Origin of the sequence: Sphingobacterium wenxiniae, from assembly GCF_900116225.1 — a bacterium.
Taxonomy (GTDB): Bacteria; Bacteroidota; Bacteroidia; order Sphingobacteriales; family Sphingobacteriaceae; genus Sphingobacterium; species Sphingobacterium wenxiniae.
On sequence record NZ_FOZZ01000001.1, the window covers coordinates 70,029 to 89,706 of the forward strand.

The following is a 19,678-nucleotide window of genomic DNA, read 5'->3' on the forward strand; positions in this document are numbered from 1 at the left end:
TATATGAAAAAAATTCTTGCTATAGCCTCTGTTATGGTTGCTACAAGCGGGTATGTTACTGCTCAAACGCATCAGGCTATCGATTTATCCCACATGGATAATTCGGTACGTCCGCAGGATGACTTTTACAATTTTGTAAACGGGAACTGGATGAAAACCGTCGAAATCCCATCGGACAGAGCCCGTTGGGGTTCTTTTGACGAACTTCGCGAGCATACGGATCAAGCCGTTATGAAAATCCTTCAAGAGTCCTTGAACCAACAATTTGAAAAGGGTTCTGACGGTCAGAAGATCGGTGATTTATACAAATCATTTGTTGATTTTGACACACGTAACAACCTTGGTATTAACCCTGTAAAACCTTACCTTGATAAGATTGATGCTATTCAAAACATGAACGATCTTTACAACTACCTAGTAGAAGTAGGTCCAGAAGGCAACAATCCATTCTTTGGTGGTTATGTGTATGCGCACATGAAAAACAGCGATGTAAACGCCGTGTATTTAGGTGGTGCAAGCTTAGGCCTTGGACGTTCTTATTACCAAAAGGTAGATGAGAAAAACACTGAAACTTTAGCACAATATTCGGAGTTCGTTTCTTCGTTATACACCTTTACAGGCCAGAAAACTTTTGATCTGAAAGGACCAAAAATTGTAGCTTTTGAAAAAGAATTGGCAGCAAACCTATTAACCATTGAAGAGCAACGCGATGCGCAAAAACGCTATAATCCTGTTGCTGTAGCCGATCTAGGTAAAATGGTAAAGAACATCGATATTGCCAAATATCTTAAACAAATTGGTTTTACAGCGGACACGGTGATTATCGGCGAGCTTAAATATTACCAAAACTTAGACAACATCCTAACTGCGGAAAACTTGCCTTTAATCAAGGAATTCATGAAATTCAACATCATGGATAATGCAACAGGCTACTTAACCAAAGAATTGGACGAGCTTTCTTTTGATTTCTACGGTAGAAAACTTCGTGGGCAGAAAGAGCAACGTGCTTTGGACAAAAGAGGTTTGGAGTTTGTAAGCGGTTCTTTGGGCGAATTGTTGGGTAAACTTTATGTTGCAGAAAATTTCCCACCTGAAGCGAAAGCAGCTTGTGAGGAGATGGTTCAATACCTTATCAAATCTTTCCAAGTACATATCCAAGAGTTGAATTGGATGTCTGACGAGACAAAGGTAAAAGCATTGGATAAATTGTCGAAGTTCAAAGTGAAGATAGGCTATCCAGATAAATGGAAGGACTATTCAAAATTGGCCGTCGGCAATTCTTTATTTGAGAACGTACAACAAATCAGCCGTTGGGCATTTGAACAAAACTTGGCAAAACAAGGTAAACCTGTTGACAAATCAGAATGGGGAATGAGTCCACAGACTGTAAACGCATACTACAGTCCATTGTTCAATGAAATCGTATTCCCTGCTGCAATCCTACAAGCACCATTCTACGACTATAGAGCTGACGCAGCGGTTAACTTTGGTGGTATCGGCGCCGTTATTGGCCACGAACTTTCCCATGGTTTTGACGATTCAGGTTCTCAATACGACGGAAACGGTAACTTAAACAACTGGTGGACACCGGAAGATAAAGAAAAATTTGATGCAGCAGCAGATGCCTTGGTTGCACAATTCGAATCTTACGAGCCTGTTCCGGGGGTCTTTGTAAACGGGCGTTTCACCTTAGGTGAAAACATTGGTGATCTTGGCGGCGCTTCTGTAGCTTTCGATGCATTAAAAATGTATCTGAACGACAAGGGCAATCCTGGAAAAATCGATGGTTTCACACCGGAACAACGTTTCTTTCTGTCGTGGGCGACCATCTGGAGAGCAAAAACGACAGATGAGTTTGTGGTTAACCAAGTGAAAACTGACCCTCACTCCCCTGCTGAATACCGTGCTTTTGCACCTATTATCAACATAGATGCCTTCCACGAGGCTTTTGAGACAAAACCAGGTGACAAGATGTACAAACCAAAAGAAGAACGAATCAAAATCTGGTAAAAGATTAACAAGGGGCGTATATGCGCCCCTTGTTATTAAATCTGTCTTTTATAACCTGGCTTATCCATCATATTGTCCAAAGAATACTTTCCAGAACCGACCACCAAAAAGATCAATAGAAGAAGTAATACCAAGATAGACAACCACAGTTCCGAATTCAAGAAACTAAAGCCTTGGGTTATATTCACAAAAAATACAGCTCCAATTAGGATAGGAAGCTGAAAAAGTACCGCTAAACGTGTTTGAAATCCTAACAGGATAAAAACTCCCCCAACCAAATGGGCAAAAACGACATAATGCACGGCCGACCAAATGGATAACTGGAAGTTTGTTTGCCGCACCAAGTCAGCAACCGTATCACGATCAGCAATAAAACTTACGCCTTTCGCAAATAGAATAATCCCCAGAATTATTCTTAGAATATCTAACCAACGCGGGTGATGGGCATCTCCCCAACGTTCAATTTTTTGTACCAGATTCATGATAACCTCCTTTTATAAAATGAAAAAATATATGATTGTTCATTCTTGTATCATGATTATACTGAATTTACAGCAAAAATCATGCTTGATTATACCCAAAAGGCTCTAAATCTTGTCTCTTCCTTAGATATATCTTATTTCAATCGCTCTAATTTTCCTTTTCTTTTGACCAGGTTTTTGTAATCCCATTGTATATCCCGAGACTTCTTTAACCAACGTTTTAAGTCTCTTTTCTTTATGTCGGAAGTCTTCAGATAGAAAACAGAAGCATCCTTGAACTTTTTGCCCCGAACAGATAATCCCGGTTCCTCAAAGCCACCACCACTCCAGAACATCAGTCTCATACCTGCTTTTTGCTTACTATAGCCCACAATAGGATTACCATCCAAAAACCAAACTGGATGCCCATGCCACACTTTATTTTCTGCTTCTGGAAGAGATTGCATTATTTCCTCAAGCAACATTTCTGCAATAGCCTTATCCTCGACAGTCAATAACGCATGGTAAGTTGATATTTCTTCATTTATCTTTGATATAACCTTTTTGGCCTCCTTAAAGTTCAGTCCTGCATCTGCCAACAGTGTCCGAAATATGGGTAAAGACGTCTTCCCTATCCCATGAAGGCTGAGAATCTCTTTCTCTGTAAAATTAGAGAGCTTCTCCAGCGTATCAATACCTTTCGCAAGCATAGCATTACGCACAGGACTACTAAAAAAGCTCAAAAAACCTGTTGTAGGTTTATTTTCTTTTTCACATATCGGACAGGTGTCGCAATCACTGCTCTTATAAAATATATGCCCTTTCTTACACGTTTTCCTTGATCTCTTTTTTTTCATATTTGTTAGCACGTATTTCTGTTATTTTTAAAATCGAAAGATAAGGGTTATAAATACTATTTTATCTTTGCTTATGGCAAGAAATATAGCCCTAAAGCAATTCGCTAAAAACAAATATGCATAGCCCCTTCTTGATTGAAAAAATTATCTTATTAAAAATGAGCTTATTTACACTCTAACCTTGTTTTTTAATTAGAAATATTTGGAGGATTTCAAGAAATATTCTACTTTTGTAGCACAAACACGGTAGGTATAGCTCAGTTGGTTAGAGCACTAGATTGTGGTTCTAGGGGTCGTCGGTTCGAGCCCGATTACTTACCCGAAAAGCTTCTCTGAAAAGAGAGGCTTTTTTTTGTTTTATGAATTTAATTTCCAATTAGTTAAACAAGCCATATTACCATAAAAGATTGATAAATTCTGTTAATTAAAGTTTGTGTTTTGCTGTAAAAAGAATAGAAATCAGAGGCTTTTGATGCTGTTCTGTCTCATTTCACGTCTCATTTTCATTTGTTGAATTGCCATTCCCTTATCAATCGATGAACCGTAGGGAATCCTTGATAAGCTAAATTTCTCCATTATCGGCAAAGCTATAATAACCATCATCACTTATAATTAGATGGTCTTCTCTCTCGCAAGATTGAGCACAGCGGTATCTTGTGAGGATAAACAGCCTAAGTTTTCAACGTAGAAACGATGGGAGTAGCAAGTTACAAACTTGCTTTATTATCCTTCCAAGTTACACTTCGTTAACCGACCGAAGGGAGTTCTACGAAGTAAAACTTGAAAGAGGAAGGAGTATGAAATACTTTTTCTGTTTTAGTTTGATTTGACGTAAAATCTGACAACAATCTTCAAAATTGTAAATATGTGCCATATTTCCACTATTTTGCAAACAAGGTTTGGCACGATTTTACAATTTCAAAAGTTGTATTTTTCGCTATTTTAAAGACAAAAACAGGGTTTAAACCACCATTAACACAGTTTTTATTCTTAAAACCGACACTGAATCCGAAAAAGCAAACGTTATCGTTTTTGTTGCAAACGTTATCGTTTATGATGTATACGTTATCGTTTCTCTCTGAAGAGATGACGTGTATTTATCGAACGTTATAGTTTGTGACCTACACGTGAGCGTTTCTATCAGAAAAGATAACGTGTATCTACCAAATGTTATCGCTTATGATGGACACATTATCTTTTCTCTCTGAAGAGATAACGTTTATGATGTAAACGTTGACATTTTCTTCTAAAAAGATAGCGTTTCTATTAAAAACGTCATCGTCTGTGTTTTACAAGATAACGTGTCTAATAGAAACGCTGATATTTTTTGTTCATACCTTGTCGTTTCTTGTAGAGAAATCACTAAAAAACTACACAAAATAAAACAGTAATACAAATTGATTTATACGGAGAAAATCGGGTTCATCCATTGAAATCTATTGATTGTTGCTGCATCGTAGCTCGGACACGCACCAGCACTCTGGGTGACAAAACCACTTAAGGTAGCTGCGAATTCCAAAATCTCCTCCGGTAGCATCTCTTTATCCCGACGGCATCGCTGGGAAAGAAAAGCAGCTAAGAAAGAGTCGCCACTACCAATCGTATCCACGACATCTATCTTCATAGCCGGAAAATGGAAACTAAAACCCTTGATGGTAGAATGATATATAGCTCCAGCGGCACCAAAGGTAACAATCAACTCGGGGATCTGGAAAGCATCCATGATGTGTTCGGCCTTTTCACGGTCATTGAGTCCATGTGGCAGTGTTAACCATTCAGCGATTAGATCCTGTTCTTCCTCATTCATTTTAACCAAGTCCGCATAGCGCAATAATTCAAAAATACGTTCCTGCGTATAGAAAGGCGGACGCAAATTGACATCCAAAACCTTATACTGTGCTTCCATAAGCAAAGTCTTAAGACTTTGGTAAGTAGGATCATTTCGGGTAGACAAGCTGCCAAAGACAAAAAAATCAGCATTTCTCACGGCTTCTATTTCCTTTTCACCACAAGTGATGTTATCCCATGCGACAGGAAAAACGATCTCATAACGAACATCTTTATTCGGCTGTATATGCACTTCCACAGTAGATGTGGGGAGTTCGGTATCTCGCTGTACCAAATCCAATGGAACACCTAATTGTGTCGATAATTCTACGATATCATCACCGTTCGCATCCGTTCCTACCCTACTCAACATTTTGGCGTGAATCCCTAATTTATTCAAATGATAAGCAACATTAAACGGTGCTCCTCCCAGTTTTCTACCTTCTGGCAGATTATCCCACAATACCTCTCCAAAGCAAACCCCATTCAAATTTAGTTTTTCGTCTTTCATTTTGTCTTATTTTATAATACCCAACAGGTTATTTTACATTCTTAGTATCGCTTCACTAAACACAAAGAATAGGATTTACCGGGTAACAACACGACCCGTACCCGTAGTCAAACCTATAAGGTTTTCGAAAACCTTATAGGTTTTTATTCAAAAACTCCTCTACTATCCATAGAGTTCCGCAGGGTCTCTACGGATTTTTTATGAAAAGGAGTTTCCGGACTCCGTATAAAACTATTTTATAACACACAACAGCTTTTAATATACAGATTTCACCTGAAAATCCTCCAATATACTTGTTTCAACGGTATTTACCGTCATCTTCGTAAATGGCTTTTTCGTAAAAAACAAAGCACTCATATTGGTCTTTCCGCCATCGGCAAATAACTCGATTGAATTCTTATCAAGCAAGAAACGGATGTCCAATCCTTCGTTTTTTGTCAAGCGCGGTGCAACTGGGCGATGGATAAACTTCTCGCTGAAATTAGCATCTCCAGTCTTAGACCGATCAATGAAATACTGACCTTTATCTTTCTCTAAACCAAACACTAAAACATCGCCATCTTCATTGGATAATGTAACAGTAAAATCGACAGCTTTCGCTTGTTTAAACGAAGCATCAAAAGTATTTAGAAGTGTGGCAATCGCACTACTTAAGTCAACTTCATTTTCTACTTTTACTGACTTTGGATCAACTTCTTTCTTACTTACTTTGTCAATTTCTTTAGCAGGTGTAGAGGTCAATAACCATGCATTACCTTCTTTTGTTAAACCCAGTTCACGTACAACCGTATTTCCGCTACGCCAAGTTGATGCCGGCACATTGTTGGCATATTCCCAGTTGCTCATCCAGCCGATTAATAGTTTGCGGTCACCTGTATTGGAAAATGTCACTCCTGCATAATTATCGGGTCCAAAATCCATCCACAGGATTTCCTTTTGTGACGATGTGAACGTTCTACCATCAAAATCACCCACAAAATATTGTGTAGCCGAACCTGTATTTGGCCCTCCGGGGTTTATACTTACCAAAAGCACCCATTTCTTACCTTCAGACGTCTGGAACGGCAACAGATCCGGACATTCCCAGACACCACCATGCGCTCCTACTCCTTCACCAAACTCACTCAAGCGGTTCCATTCTTTCAAATTCTTGGACCCATAAAATGTTATGGTTTGCTTCGTAGCCAAAGTCATAATCCACTGTCCACTATCATCATGCCACATGACTTTCGGGTCTCGGAAATCCCAAATGCCGGGATTGGGTAATACAGGATTACCTTCATACTTTGTCCAGGTCTTGCCCTTGTCCAAACTATAGGCTATGCTTTGCGTTTGGTGTAGACCTGTTTTCTGCTCCTCAATCTCATGACTATGGTTGGTATAAATGGCGATTAAAGCATTTGCTCCAAAACCTGCTGTATTGTCCTTATCAATCACGGCACTACCGGAGAATATGGTACCCAAACTATCCGGAAATAAAGCTATTTCCTGCTCTTCCCAATGTACCAAATCCGTACTGGTGGCATGTCCCCAATGCATTGGACCCCACGTCGTTTTGTCCGGGTTATGTTGGAAAAACAAGTGGTATTCTCCATCTAAATAGACCAAACCATTTGGATCATTCATCCAACCTTTTTTCGGTGTAAAGTGGTATGCAGGGCGATATGTTTCCAAGCTATCTATGGTATTATTCGTGCTTTTAGATTGCTGTTGTCCGCATCCGACTAAAATAAGGGCTAATAAACCCATTGTTATCGTATTCTTCATAGTCACTTATTTAGTAATCTGTTTATAAAAAGTATTTTTCAATAATATATTAAGATTTTGATATTGCCAATCCTGATATTTTTATCGTGCCGTTATCTGAAAAAATCGACCAAGGATTTTGGTTCATTTTAAATATACGATTTGTAAAGGCAACATTATTATTCACATACACCACACATATAGAATTTTCGATTATAATCTTAACATCGAAAACTTTATTTGCAGGAACGATAAGCGGTGTAAAGTTAAGTTCCTTTTTCCCTGTGCTGTTGGTTTCCTGGTTCATAAACAGCGAGGGCATTCCCCAACGATTAGAAGAGGTCAAATCAAAGGCAATGCTGTATACCTCCGACATATCACCACATGCGCCAAAAGAAAAACCAAAATGATTGGACTGCGATGCATCAACTTTCATTGATATTTTCACAGATGCCGTATTGCGGTTAAACAACGCATAGCTACGGGAGGAAGATGAAGCGGAAATAGTATAAGCATCTTTATCACCGGTAACATTACCTTCTGATTTTATCTTAGCAAAAGCCGTTTCTTTATTGAATTTTGCATTTAAAGCATCTGGAATCGTCGGATACAATTTACCACTTGGCTGCCTTTCCAATTTATGCGTAATCAAAGAACCCGACCAGTGCAGCTCGTTGTTGTTATTCACGGTTTGCCCGGTAGAGCACCATCCAGATAAGTAACGTGCTGTGCCATTACTTGCGGTCTTTCCGGCATAAAGGTACAATCCATCAAAAGTTTCGTGGTGTCCGATCGCGTCCCGACAGATTTTCCAAGGTCCATCCGGCGAATCAGATACCCGGTAAAAAGTTTTGCGATGTTCATCACGGTTGATGCGGGAAAAAGTCAAATACCATTGATTCCCTATCTTGAATATATCCGGACATTCCAATATTTCTGCATCTGTTTCAATCTCATATCTTCCGGGATTGTCAGAAGTCGTTGCCAGCAAAGGCTCAATAAGCGACCAGTTATTCAAATCGGAAGAGGTGTAACGCGCAAGCGCACCTTTACCATCTTTGCGGGTCGTCACTAACATGACGTAACTGCTCCGAGCCTCATCCCAATAGACATTCGGATCACGAAAGTTATTTTGATCATACCCAATCACGGCCTGAAATGTAGCGTTAGGCTGCTTCGTCCAGTTCATCAAGTCTGTTGAAGTCGCCATCATCACTTTTTCTGCCGGACTTAGATTAGCATTATGCCCCGTATAAAAGCTGTAATATGTATTATCCTTTTTTATAAAGCTCCCTGTGCCTATCCACTCATCTTGACTGCCTACGGCTCCGGTGGGCAATACTTCCGTAAAACCCTCGAAAGACGCGAAATCGGCAGACTTGGTTAAATAAACAGGATGTCGGTTTGCATTTTCATAGAGATAAAACAAATAAAATTTATTATCATCCGCATTGAAATAAGGCATAGGATCGCCCACGAAACCTTGCTGTGGCTTATAAAACACCTGATAGCCTCCCGCTTCTTGCTTGTCAATACAGGTTGTGGATACATCAACTTCCGAAGCCGGCGTCGTAGGCGTAATGGGCGAAGGGCCATCATCCCCTCCGCATCCCGTCAACACAGATATAAATAGTAAAAACGGAGATAAAGTGATCATTATTTTCATATCATGTTACTCTTTAAAATTTGAAGAAGGGTGTCTAAAAAGATCCACAAACCGTAAAAACACATCATTGCTTCGTCACCTCCCAATGACGATGATATTCCCCTTTTAGACACTCCCTCAAATTTAAATTATTCCTTAGGGAGTGCTTTCAACTCATCCCAATACATCCTTTGTGTCTCGAAAGCTACAGGTTGACCGTTAGCATGCTCGTGTGGCATCACCAGGATATTATTAATAATCGCGGTACGGCCTTCCGGAATTTCAAAAATCAACTCCTGCCATTCGCCAAGATTATCCTCCGAATACCAAGCCCTTAACCAATCTTTGTTAGCTTCACCATCGGATTGTATTTCAAGCTGCACATCACCCGCGACCTCTTTGAGCACCATAATGGAGAAACGATTATACTCGGCAGGATCGATATTTACCTTATGCTCATTCCAGAGCGCTCCTCCATGCCAACCTTCACCTGTAGAGGCATTTCTAACCATAGAAACACACATAGGAGAAGAATTAATACCATCTGTTTTAGGATTCGCAGTCTGATTGGTAACAGCTGTCCCCAAATCACCCCACAATGGCGCTATATTTTCATTATTTGAAATAATCAGCGGTAACTTAGGCTCATCGCCCAATATGACGGTCACTGTGTAGGTGAACGTTTGTCCCATATAAGTCACCTTATAGGTAACAGGTGAAGAGAAATCAACATAGCTTCCTTGTACCGGGGATATTTCTGCACCTTCGGTATATTCTATAGCAGGGCTAAGCTGACCTACACCCGTTCCCTCCGGCAGATAAATCATCACAGTCTTATCCGTCTGGTCAATGATACCAGCTTTATCTCCGATACGGAAAGCCGTTATTTCACCCTTGATTTCTTTAACCGTCACATGATATGTATTATACAAATTCCCATTGTACACGCGATACACTAATGGTGTGGTTGCCGAAAACATAAAGTTCTGCGGTGTTCCTGATGCAGGTTTTACGGTCGCATTAACCGGCAAATCGATAACAGGAGCTATTTGGGATAAATCAGTACCTTCCGGCACCATCACGGTGATAGTACCAGTCTCGTTATTGATCTCTCCATTGACATTGCCTACTTCGAATGCCAAGACATTGACCTCAGCATGCAGATCAAGCGAATTCGCCACATCGCGTTCACAGGCACTAAATAAGCCCACAAACAGTAGCATCGCTCCTATCTGTATTATATTTTTAAAAGTCTTCATACGATTTTTATTTTTTAAAGGCCTAGATTATAAGTTTACTCTTCTGAGTAGCTTCCTTAATATCCCGGATTCTGTTGATACAAATATTTACTTAACCGAATTTGATTTTCAGGAATAGGCAGATATTCATGCTTATCAGCCGAAAATTGTGCTGAAGCATAATACGACCGACGTGGCTGCTCAGCCTGATAATAAGCATTCATAGTCTGAGCGGCAATCCCCCATCGTACCAAATCAAAGAAACGTCCATTTTCCATAGCCAGTTCCAAGCGGCGTTCCCATCGCAAAGCTTCTCGCGCAACAGATTCACTCCAGTTGATATTTATACCATTTTTATACGTTTCGATAAACATTCTGTCCGATGCATAATTTGTAAATTGAAGACTGCTCTTTGCGCGACTGCGTATAGCATTGATTAATGGCAGAGCCTCTTGAGGTCGATGCAGTTCAATAAGAGCTTCTGCACGCATCAACAATACGTCCGCAAAACGGATTAAAATACGGTTTTTCGTATTCGCATAAAACGGCACCATAGGTACAAAACAATCACAGTCAGGATCTACATTTTCCTTCAAAGAAGCATATACCGAGTAATCTGCAGGATTACGGTTCCAGCTTTCTTCGTACAGACGGTTTGCATTGTATTTATATGGCAATCCAGGAAGAGCCACGGTATGGAAAAGCCTTGGGTCATATTTCTCCGTATTGCTGTACGCATCCAATGTATTGTAATTTTCAAGCGGCAGTCCATTGCCCGTAGTACGGAATGCATTAACCAAACTCTGGCTCGGCTTGTTGAAATCACAACAACCCAAACCCATTGGTACGGAAAGAACATCAGAAAGATTTACACGACCGAATTTAGTTCCGTCATCTTTTGAATATTGTACCGAGAAAATTGCCTCTTTACCATTTTCATAGCTTCCCGGCAAAAAGTTAAAAGCAAAGTCTGTTTCCAAATTATAATTTGAGGCAAGCACAATTTCCGTATTCTGCAAGACTTTCTCTAAATCCGTTGGGTTGATGCTTGTAACCGCGTTACGATCCGGAGTATCCTGCCTATAGGCTTTGTACAAAAATATCTTAGCAAGATAGGCCGCCGCTGCAACGCGATTAGCACGTCCAATCTCAGCCTGAGTCTGCGGTAAATTATCTACGGCATATTGAAAATCATCGGCTATTTTCTGCCAAAGCTCATCATTTGATAACGCCCGATTTGATACGCTTTCGTAATCATCAATAGGGGTATTCTCATCCACATAAGGCACATACTTGAAGAGTATCTTCAACATAAAGTAAAAATGTCCACGCAGAAAACGAGCTTCTGCCAATTTCATTTCTTTATCGGAAAAATCTCCCGTTTCTTGTATTGTCCGAATCGTATTGTTTGCCCGCGAAATAGCAACATAACATTGAAACCATAAACGATCTACTTCTCCATAATTGGTCATTATATTATTCGATACTTCAAGGAAGTGGAACACTTGTATATCCTGTGGACCTGAACCACCTTTATATGCGTCATCCGACCGAACGGTACCATAGGGCCAAAGGCTAAAAGGCACATCGTAATGATCGTTTCCCAAGGATGAATAGGTAGCCGTAAGCAGTCTATCCACATCGTTTACCTGATCCGAACTCAACACACCATTAGGTGTCTCGTTCAGAAAATCGGCACATCCGGTCAATAAGCCGGTAGCCAAGAACATCGTAATTATTTTATTAAATGCTTTTTTCATCTCTAATAATGATTTAACGTTTACCCCTCAAATGATTAAAACCCGACATTCAAGCCTACAGTCCATGTGGTAGGAATCGGATAACCCCAACCTACATTCTCAGGATCCACACCCGTGAAAGCCTTTGATTTCGCGGTGAATAGGTTTTGACCTGTAGCATAGACGCGCAAGCGACTCATGCGAAGTCGAGAGACCACATCCGTAGGAATAGTATAGCCAAATGATAAATTACGAAGCTTCATATAGGAGCCATTTTCTATAAAATAGGTCGAGAACCGTCCTTCATCATTATTGTTGACCGTTTGTAGAGCAGGGATAGTTGAGCCACTATTTTGTGGAGTCCAAGCCTGCAATAACCTAGTGCCCTTATTGGAATTAACATCATCAACACTCCAAAAATCTGTTTGCTTTTTCAACCAATTCTCAACATCAATACCTTGCACACCTTGGAAATAAGCCGACAAATCGAATCCTTTATACTTAAGCGCTATATTTAAACTATATGAAAAATCAGGGTGAGGATTCCCTATCCACGTACGGTCGAGGTCAGTAATCTCATTATCCGAATCATACACATTCACATAACGCAGACGGCCGATACCTTTACCAGTCTGATTAATATGGGCATTGACTTCCTCCTGGTTCTGGAAAATGCCATCAGTGACGAATCCGTAGAATGAGCCCAATGGACGACCGATAATATTATCTCCCTGACGCCCCCCGTAAGAATTTTCAACGGCCTCTGGCAAATGTGTAACCTTATTTTTATAGGCAGAAATCACCCCAGTCAATTCATAATCCAAACCGAAAGTTGTTTTATTACGGTAGCCTGTAGTGACATCGATACCTTTGTTTTCCATCGATGCACCATTTGCCCAGCGATATCCTCCCTCGCCCACAACACCAATATAGGCTGGATTTATCAACATATCCTTCGTTTCTTTGACATACCAATCGACAGATCCAAAGAGATTTTGTCCGAAGAGTGAGAAATCAAGACCAATATTCGTCTGTGTTGTCGTTTCCCATTTCAAGTCGTCGTTTTGCGTTTGGATTTTGCGGTAACCCGATGGCAAAATCCCTGAACCTCTACCTGAAAGGTCATAAGCTGTACCGTCTACAATAACCCAAGTTGGGTCACCAACCCCATATTCCGGGACAAAGAGTGCATAAGTCGCTAAATTATCGATACCTTGATTTCCGGTCTGCCCCCATCCCACGCGTAGTTTTAAGTCAGAGATAAAACCTTTGGTGTTTTCCATAAAGCGCTCTTCCGAAATACGCCAACCAGCTGTTATAGCAGGGAAAGTCGCAAAGCGGTTGTTCTTTCCGAAACGAGAAGATCCATCGTGCCTAACAGTAAAAGAAGCCAGATAACGATCATCAAACACATAGTTTATTTTCCCGAAATAAGAAAGTAAAGAGAAGCCTGTAGATCCTCCGCCTACTGCAGCCGTTCCGGTGCTTACACCGGGCCACATATATTCCGGCGTTTCGATAACAAATGCACCTTCACCCGCAGTATATGCATTAAATGCGATGTCCCGATGACGATTCATTTCCATACCACCTAATACGTCAAAAACATGTTGGTCAATTGTTTTTCTATAGTTGGCTGTGTTGGACCACGTCCACTTCATCCCATGGCTTTGCTCCATATTTACTCCGGTTCTACTATTGTTCATAAATCCGGATTCATAGGAAACTTCCATGTGGCGTTTATAGAAATTACTATAATCAATGCCATAAGTGGTTCTTAGGTGTAAACCTTTAATAACTTCTAAGTTCGCATACGCATTTCCAAACAATCTCCAAAAATTGTAGGCATTATTTCGATTATCATGAAGCAAACGCATAGGGTTATGCCTATCGTTCATTCCTTGTGAAGGTCCACCCCATCCTATTCCATCTACCGTATGCACAGGAATAATCGGTAAAGCTTTCAGCGACAAGTCCAATACATCTCCTGGTGCTTGAACTTCGCCAGTATTGTTAACAGTGAAATTTTCGCCTATCACCAACTTTCCATCGAAAAATTTGTAATCCGTATTCAAACGTGCTGATATACGCTTAAAATTACTGTGTTTCAACGTTCCATTATTATGGAAGTAACCTAACGAGAAAAATGAGCTGCTTTTATCGGTTGCAGAACTAAAGGAACCATTATACGATTGAACCAGTCCCGGTTTGGATATTTCATCAAACCAGTCAGTATCCGAGGCGCGCATACTCTGTTTAGCATCCAAAAATTTGGACACATACACACGATCAAGTTGTGCCTGACCATTGGCATCGTTGCTCCAATCAAACTGATAACCAATATTATTGCTATTGGGGTTCGCTCCACTGTTAAGCATGGCTTGCCACATCGCCTGACCATATTCCTCTGCATTAAGGACTTTCATCCGATTGTTGAAATAAGTACTTGTTCCATAAGCATCAAACGTGAGCTTTGGATCTCCGGATTTCCCTCGCTTGGTTGTAATGACGATAACACCATTGGCTGCTCTCGACCCATAAATACTTGCCGAAGAAGCATCTTTTAGTACCTGTATGCTCTCAATGTCATTTGAATTCAATTCATGCATTCCTCCTTGGGTAGGCACTCCGTCAATAACATACAGCGGATCCTGACTACTATTTAGGGAACTAATCCCGCGCATACGTACTGTCGCAGCTCCACTAGGATTACCATCTGCGGTCACCGTCATTCCCGACACACGACCTTGTAAGGCTTTGATTGGGTTGTTTTCAGGAGCTTTCATGATTTCGTTCACATCAACGACAGAAACAGCACCCGTCAAATCTTTCTTACGCTCTACCTGATAACCTGTAACCACGACCTCCTCTAATCCCTGATCAACACTCACCAAGCGAATTTCCAAGAATCTGGAACTCCCGACAGCAATTGTTTGCGATTCGTACCCGACATAGGATACACTCAACGAAGCGTTATTACTCGTCAAGGACAACGTAAACTCGCCATTTTCATTTGTTTGGGTAGCTTGTTCTGAACCTCTAACTACCAAAGACGCACCCACTATGGGCTCTTCTGTACTGCGATCTGTCACTCTTCCCTGTAAAGTTACCTGCTGAGCGAAGCCAGCAACAGTAAAGAGAATCATCGACAAGAGCAGTATTACTTTCCCTCTTGTAATCATATAACTGGTTTATTAAAATGGATAAATATTTAAGGTTTATTTAGTATTTTCTTTTCTTAACTATTCCGTTATCAATTAATGCAAAGGCATCGTATCGCTCATGTTTTCCAATGACTTACCTTTTGTCTCAGGCATAAGCTTCCAAACGTAAATCAATTGTAGCACCATAAATCCAGCAAAAATCATAAACGTATACCCTCCACCTAATAATTCGGTAAGCGCAGGGAAGAAAAACGTAATGATTGCGGCCATTACCCAATGGGTCAAACTTCCCAATGTCTGCCCTTTCGCACGGACTTCATTCGGAAAAATCTCTGAAATGAATACCCAGATAACCGCTCCTTGGGAAAAAGCGAAAAAGGCAATGAAAAACATAAGATAAATTGTCACCGCTATTCCTTCCGTATTACCAGAGAAAAAAGCATAAGCAACTAACGACAAAGAAGCTATCAATCCAAAGGATCCGATGAACATAAGTTTGCGGCGACCTACTTTATCTATAAAATTGATAGCAATTAAAGTAAACACAAAGTTTACGATACCAATCCCCACAGTTGAGAGCAGAGAACTCTGTCCTCCCAGCCCAGCCATTTCAAATACTCTCGGCGCATAGTAAATAATAGCGTTAATACCCGATACTTGATTGAAAACGGCAAACAAAACAGCTAATATTACCGGAAAACGATTCGCTTTAGAAAATAAACGACTTTCTCCTTTTACTTTTCCCTCTTGCTGGTTTTCCAATATTTGCTGAATTTCTCTTTCAGCATCTTCACCGCTCACCTTCTGCATGATTGCATTGGCCTCTTCTCTTTTATTGCGATGCAATAACAACCAACGAGGACTCTCCGGCACAAAAAATATTAAAATAAAGAAAATCAGTGCTGGAAGCGCTTGAACCCCCAACATCCAACGCCACGATTCATCACCTGTCTGACCGATAAAATAATTGGATATATAAGCGACTAATATCCCAAATACGACGTTAAATTGAAAAAGCCCAACGAGTTTCCCCCGAGATTTGGCTGGTGAAATTTCAGATATATATATTGGAGCTGTCACTGAGGAAACGCCGACTCCAATACCACCTAAAAATCGGAAAATAATAAATGTGTTCCAATCTTGCGCGAACGCTGTTCCGATAGCAGAGAAAAAATAAAGTGCCGCTACCAGAAATAAAGTTGTCTTACGACCGAGCCTGTCTGAAGGATAAGCTCCCATTGCTGCGCCAACAACAGTTCCTATCAAAGCGATAGCCATGGTCAAACCATGTTGAAACTCGGTCAAGGACCAAAATTGCTGAACCGCTTTTTCTGCTCCAGAAATAACGGCTGTATCAAAGCCGAATAAAAAGCCGCCTAAGGCCACTACAAACGACCAAGCTAATACTGTGTTTTTGTTCATGTTACTTTTGTTTTACAATTGATTAATCCAAAATTAACGGGAACTTGCACAATGAATAAAATACCGAAAAACAAATTACATCAAATTTGTTTCATTTAAAAAAATAACATAAAACACTGTAAATAAGCAAAATAAAAAATATATAAAAATTCAAAACCACTATTTTTAAACGTTTTATATAGATTATGTTACATCAATCATATTTTTCAAAATTGTGTATTTTTAACACTAAGTTAACGTACATTGTTAGAAAAAAAACGAAATGACGTATATTGTCATAAAAAAGCAGAAAAAAGCATGTCGAAGATTTATAGTGTCTGTACCGCACTCATATTCCTGTTATTTCAAGCTTGTGGATCTCATGAAACAACAAGTCAGAAATTCATTATTGCATTTTCGCAATGCACCGGCAACGACGCATGGCGGGAAACCATGCTGGACGAGATGAAAAGGGAATTATCATTCTCCCCTAACATCGAGTTTATATATCGCGATGCCCAAGGAGATAATGAAAAACAAACACAGCAGATCAAAGAGCTACTGGATCACGGTATCGATCTGCTGATCGTCTCTCCTAATGAAGCTGAGCCACTTACCCATATCGTAGATTCTGTATTCCAAAAGAATATCCCGGTTGTGGTAACTGACAGAAAAACATCCTCGGGCTTATACAATGCCTATGTAGGTGCTGACAACCATGCAATTGGAAAATTAGCAGGGCAGTTCATTCTACACACACTTGATGGAGAAGGAAGTATTGGGATTGTGACCGGACTGAAAGGAACTTCAGCCTCTATAGAACGTAAAAAAGGTCTTATGGAAGTGTTAGATAGTGCCAAAACAGTAAGAATAGGTCTTGAAATACATGGAAATTGGGAAAGACAAACATCGTATAAACTGGCTAAAGGGGAGATAGATCGAATCAAACGACAGGATATTATTATAGCATTCAACGATCAAATGGCTTTTGGTGTTAAGGATGCGCTTCAGGAAATTGGTGAAAATAAAAAACGGGTAATTGGTATTGATGCCCTTCCTGGAGAAGGCAATGGCTTAGAAGCTATTGTACACGGCAATCTTTTTGCTTCTCTGCTATATCCTACTGGTGGAACTGAAGCTATACGCACAGCTATGGCAATCTTACAGCTCAAGCCATATAAACGAGATAACCTTCTTGGAACCTTGGTCATCGATCAGGATAATGCAGGGTTGATGCTGCTGCAATCCAATAAAATACAACAGCAACAACATGATATTGATAAGCGGCAAGAACTCATCAACACGCAAAACAAGATATACAAAGGCCAAAAAACTACTTTAAACATTCTGGTGACGAGCCTGGTATTAGCTGTCGTCTTTGGCGGAATTTCAATCATCGTTATTCGGAGCAACTGGAAAAAAAACAAGCATTTGAAGAAACAAAACGAAGAGATTCTATCCCAGCAACAACAAATTGTTGAAATGAACCAACAGATCCGTGATGCTTCGGAAGCACAAAGCAAGTTCTTCACCAATGTATCCCATGAATTCAAAACTCCACTTACACTGATTTTAGCGCCAATGGAAGAACTGGAAAAAGAGAAGAACCTATCTGGTGAGGGAAAAGAACAAATAACTCGAATTAAGCGCAACGCAAAGAAACTACAACATCTAATTACAGACTTGATTGATATCCACCGAATGGATAAAGCCAAGATTAAATTACAGGCTGCCCCCCTCCAGATCGATATATTTATACAGCAGATATTAGGCAATTTTAAACCTTTATCACAAAAGAAAAGAGTGTCCCTCAGTTATGTAAGTAAAACACCATTAAAGGAAATTTGGATAGATGAATATCTTATGGAGCAGGCTCTATCCAATCTCTTATCCAATGCATTCAAGTTCACCCCTAATGGCGGAAAGATAGAAGTCGTAATAGAAGAAAATACTTTTGGGGATTATGTTTTACTGCGTATTCTTGACAATGGAAGCGGTATATCCATTGTTGATATGGATCATATTTTTGACAGTTTTTACCAAGGCGAACAACACCTTAACGGTTCAGGTATAGGGTTAGCCTATGTAAAGGAAATAGTTGAGTTACATCACGGACAAGTAACGGTAAGCAGTAAGAAGGATGTGGGGACATCCTTTACCTTACGTTTACCAACAGGACATTTACATCTGACTGATGAGGAAAAGAGGAATACATCTGGGGGAACTCCAGTCCACTATAAAGACCGCGATACCGATATCTTGAGCCTTGAAGATTTTGAGGAGGATGAGGTATCATTTCACTCCAGCAGATCCGCAACCATTCTTATTGTGGACGACCATCAGGGGATCCGATCGTTCCTTAAGGACATCCTTTCCAAAGAATACAACATCGTATTTGCCAAAAACTATAAAGAAGCATTTTCAAAAGTGGAGAAAAATTATCCAGACTTAATAATAAGTGATATTATGCTACCGGATGGGAATGGTATGGAGTTATTAAAAACCATCAAAAATACGCCACAATTCCATCAGGTTCCGGTCATGTTGCTAAGTGCTTTGGATACTGACGAGAGCAAAATCGAAGGTATGCGCCTCTTAGCAGATGCTTATTTGACAAAACCGTTCCATGTCGACCACCTCAAAGCAGTCATCAACAACCTACTGACTTCCCGCAAACAATTCAAAAACCATTATCCGCGTGTTTTGGGTGACATTGAAAACTCAGAAGACAAACCACAAACAACGCAAGACAAACGTTTTATACAAAACCTGTCCATGATTGTAGAAGAACGGATGAACGAAAAAACATTAAGCGTAGAAGATATTGCCAACGCATTAGGAATATCCAGGGTACAGTTATACCGTAAAACGAAAAGTTTACTGAATAGCAGTGTGAACGATTATTTGTTGCAACAGCGTTTAACAAAGGCTAAACACTTATTATTGGAAGGATTGCATGTGAATGAAGTCGCTGATAAAGTTGGGTTCTCTTCAAGTGCATATTTTACTGCATCTTTTAAGAAGGTATTCGGTACAACACCTACGGCATTTAGGAAAGAAATATTAAAACGGTAGGGAT

General features: G+C 40.1%; 11 protein-coding genes and 1 tRNA gene. 3 read left to right on the plus strand and 9 right to left on the minus strand.

Annotated elements, in window-relative coordinates:
- Window positions 1-3: 3 nt before the first annotated feature.
- Window positions 4-2,010, plus strand: coding sequence for a M13 family metallopeptidase (locus BM375_RS00340; protein ID WP_093363186.1), 2,007 nt, complete (start codon window positions 4-6; stop codon window positions 2,008-2,010).
- Between the two features lie 35 nt (window positions 2,011-2,045).
- Here BM375_RS00340 and BM375_RS00345 read toward each other — a convergent pair whose 3' ends face one another.
- Entirely contained in the window at window positions 2,046-2,492 is a 447-nt protein-coding gene (locus tag BM375_RS00345; protein ID WP_093363187.1) for a DoxX family protein, read from the minus strand.
- 134 nt (window positions 2,493-2,626) lie between these two features.
- Window positions 2,627-3,328 (minus strand): DUF1801 domain-containing protein, encoded by a 702-nt coding sequence (locus BM375_RS17385; RefSeq protein ID WP_244525779.1) that lies wholly within the window; start codon window positions 3,326-3,328, stop codon window positions 2,627-2,629.
- Window positions 3,329-3,574: 246 nt separating this feature from the next.
- Here BM375_RS17385 and BM375_RS00360 point away from each other — a divergent pair.
- Window positions 3,575-3,648, plus strand: a tRNA-His gene (locus tag BM375_RS00360).
- Window positions 3,649-4,730: 1,082 nt separating this feature from the next.
- On the opposite strand, the gene BM375_RS00365 is transcribed toward BM375_RS00360, so the two are convergent.
- From BM375_RS00365 to BM375_RS00395, 7 genes are all read right to left on the minus strand, one after another.
- The gene (locus BM375_RS00365) at window positions 4,731-5,666 is read right to left on the minus strand and encodes a carbohydrate kinase family protein (protein ID WP_093363188.1); all 936 of its coding nucleotides are present in this window, start codon (window positions 5,664-5,666) and stop codon (window positions 4,731-4,733) included.
- Window positions 5,667-5,921: 255 nt separating this feature from the next.
- Window positions 5,922-7,433, minus strand: a complete 1,512-nt coding sequence (locus BM375_RS00370; protein WP_093363189.1) for a glycoside hydrolase family 32 protein — start codon at window positions 7,431-7,433, stop codon at window positions 5,922-5,924.
- A gap of 49 nt (window positions 7,434-7,482) precedes the next feature.
- A complete protein-coding gene (locus BM375_RS00375) occupies window positions 7,483-9,078 on the minus strand; it encodes a glycoside hydrolase family 32 protein (RefSeq protein ID WP_093363190.1) in 1,596 nt (531 codons plus the stop codon).
- 128 nt (window positions 9,079-9,206) lie between these two features.
- Complete coding sequence (locus tag BM375_RS00380; protein ID WP_093363191.1) at window positions 9,207-10,316, minus strand: DUF5018 domain-containing protein; 1,110 nt, start codon at window positions 10,314-10,316, stop codon at window positions 9,207-9,209.
- 56 nt (window positions 10,317-10,372) lie between these two features.
- A complete protein-coding gene (locus BM375_RS00385; RefSeq protein WP_170852544.1) occupies window positions 10,373-12,055 on the minus strand; it encodes a RagB/SusD family nutrient uptake outer membrane protein in 1,683 nt (560 codons plus the stop codon).
- A gap of 35 nt (window positions 12,056-12,090) precedes the next feature.
- A complete protein-coding gene (locus BM375_RS00390) occupies window positions 12,091-15,216 on the minus strand; it encodes a SusC/RagA family TonB-linked outer membrane protein (RefSeq protein ID WP_212611593.1) in 3,126 nt (1,041 codons plus the stop codon).
- A 75-nt stretch (window positions 15,217-15,291) separates the two neighbouring features.
- Window positions 15,292-16,620, minus strand: a complete 1,329-nt coding sequence (locus BM375_RS00395) for a sugar porter family MFS transporter (RefSeq protein ID WP_093363192.1) — start codon at window positions 16,618-16,620, stop codon at window positions 15,292-15,294.
- A 297-nt stretch (window positions 16,621-16,917) separates the two neighbouring features.
- Between BM375_RS00395 and BM375_RS00400 the strand changes: the two genes are divergently transcribed.
- Window positions 16,918-19,674 carry a substrate-binding domain-containing protein gene (locus BM375_RS00400; protein WP_139227462.1) on the plus strand — a complete coding sequence of 919 codons (2,757 nt, stop codon included), beginning with the start codon at window positions 16,918-16,920 and terminating at the stop codon, window positions 19,672-19,674.
- Window positions 19,675-19,678 lie beyond the last annotated feature (4 nt).

What these genes read in the sequence shown, in the direction of transcription:
- BM375_RS00340 (WP_093363186.1), top strand. Translation starts at nt 4, where the DNA reads ATGAAAAAAATTCTTGCTATAGCCTCTGTTATGGTTGCTACAAGCGGG.
- BM375_RS00345 (WP_093363187.1), bottom strand. Translation starts at nt 2,492, where the DNA reads ATGAATCTGGTACAAAAAATTGAACGTTGGGGAGATGCCCATCACCCG.
- BM375_RS17385 (WP_244525779.1), bottom strand. Translation starts at nt 3,328, where the DNA reads ATGAAAAAAAAGAGATCAAGGAAAACGTGTAAGAAAGGGCATATATTT.
- BM375_RS00365 (WP_093363188.1), bottom strand. Translation starts at nt 5,666, where the DNA reads ATGAAAGACGAAAAACTAAATTTGAATGGGGTTTGCTTTGGAGAGGTA.
- BM375_RS00370 (WP_093363189.1), bottom strand. Translation starts at nt 7,433, where the DNA reads ATGAAGAATACGATAACAATGGGTTTATTAGCCCTTATTTTAGTCGGA.
- BM375_RS00375 (WP_093363190.1), bottom strand. Translation starts at nt 9,078, where the DNA reads ATGAAAATAATGATCACTTTATCTCCGTTTTTACTATTTATATCTGTG.
- BM375_RS00380 (WP_093363191.1), bottom strand. Translation starts at nt 10,316, where the DNA reads ATGAAGACTTTTAAAAATATAATACAGATAGGAGCGATGCTACTGTTT.
- BM375_RS00385 (WP_170852544.1), bottom strand. Translation starts at nt 12,055, where the DNA reads ATGAAAAAAGCATTTAATAAAATAATTACGATGTTCTTGGCTACCGGC.
- BM375_RS00390 (WP_212611593.1), bottom strand. Translation starts at nt 15,216, where the DNA reads ATGATTACAAGAGGGAAAGTAATACTGCTCTTGTCGATGATTCTCTTT.
- BM375_RS00395 (WP_093363192.1), bottom strand. Translation starts at nt 16,620, where the DNA reads ATGAACAAAAACACAGTATTAGCTTGGTCGTTTGTAGTGGCCTTAGGC.
- BM375_RS00400 (WP_139227462.1), top strand. Translation starts at nt 16,918, where the DNA reads ATGTCGAAGATTTATAGTGTCTGTACCGCACTCATATTCCTGTTATTT.